The sequence below is a fragment of the Pseudovibrio sp. Ad37 genome, assembly GCF_001623075.1.
Taxonomy (GTDB): domain Bacteria; phylum Pseudomonadota; class Alphaproteobacteria; order Rhizobiales; family Stappiaceae; genus Pseudovibrio.
Genome location: NZ_LMCF01000076.1, coordinates 1 through 519 on the forward strand (window position 1 = coordinate 1; position 519 = coordinate 519).

Here is a 519-nt window from a genome sequence, read left to right on the forward strand (position 1 = left end):
GCTTTGCTGTTGTGGCAAGCGAAGTGAAAGATCTCGCAAGCCAGACAGGTCAGGCAACTGACGAGATCGCCTCCAAAATCAGTGCTATTCAGAGTGAAACCAAGCGCTGTGTGGAAGAGATTTCAGCTATCTCCCAAAAGATTGAGGAGGTCAGTTCAACCGCAACTGCAATTGCTGATGCAGTGGATCAACAGGCCATCGCAACCAACGAAATCTCTTCGAGCATTCAGTCCGCCTCTCAAAATGCGAAGGGCGTGACAAGCGAGCTAAGCAACATCCTTGCAACTGCTGACGAATCCAAACGTGCTGTTGCCACGGCAACATCCGCTGCGACAGAACTCAGCCAGCAGAGCGAAGCAATTTCAGAAGAAATCTCTCATTTCTTCTCAAGCATCCGCTGCCTTTGATTGTCGCGGCGACAGCTCAAGCATTCCAGAACGGCCTTCTTCAAGAGGGCCGTTTTTGCATCTGCAATCCAGAATCGCCGCTCACAAAACCAGCTGGCACACGTCCCTAAAC

1 protein-coding gene is annotated in these 519 nt (G+C 51.1%); it reads left to right on the forward strand.

What is annotated here, in order from left to right; all coding sequences use genetic code 11:
- On the forward strand, positions 1–407 hold a 407-nt coding region (locus tag PsAD37_RS12865; RefSeq protein WP_244272524.1), incomplete at its 5' end, for a methyl-accepting chemotaxis protein.
- Between the last annotated feature and the right edge of the window lie 112 nt (positions 408–519).